1 protein-coding gene is annotated in these 582 nt (G+C 49.5%); it reads left to right on the forward strand.

Annotation, left to right across the window (positions count from 1 at the left end):
- Window positions 1-63: 63 nt before the first annotated feature.
- Window positions 64-582: hypothetical protein (locus tag LKK83_RS19425; RefSeq protein WP_324632949.1), on the forward strand; the 519-nt coding region annotated here is incomplete at its 3' end.

A 582-nucleotide genomic window follows, 5' to 3' on the forward strand; every position in this document is an offset into this window, starting at 1 on the left:
GCGATCGCATTGATGCGAGGCGATCGCATTGATTAGAATTAAAAAAAAGATTACTAACCTGTTATGAAAACTTTAATTTTAGCCATCCTTTTAATTTTTGGTTTGGCCATGCCGACCAGTTCGCAATCAAGCATGGTGCGCCCAATGGAATCGGCAGCGACTATTACCAGCGAGGAAAACAGCGGCGGGGAAATTAGGATGAGACGGCATAGGGTAAATTTAACTGTTTCTTCGCTTGATGATGTGAAGATTCGCGAGGGTGACCGGGTAAATGCGGGCGACCTTTTGAGCGATCGCACTGAGCAGAGACTTGCGCTCGAAGCTCAGAAAGAGGCGCTAAATATGGCAATCGAACAGGCACGGCAACCACTGCCGCCATTGGCACCGCTACCGGAACCGGATTTTTCCCGCGAAAAAATTGCGATCGCGCAAGCTCGCGCTGATATTGAAGCCTTGGATCGCATGAGGCTTCCGGCGGTGAGATTTAAGCCGGTGGCTTTGCAGGAAGTAGCGGATTTTTCCGCAATTCAAGCGGCGGCTGATTTGCGGGAAAAAAAGATTCAAGCTGCGATCGATTTGCAG

The organism is Phormidium sp. CCY1219 (assembly GCF_035615515.1).
GTDB lineage: Bacteria > Cyanobacteriota > Cyanobacteriia > Cyanobacteriales > Laspinemataceae > CCY1219.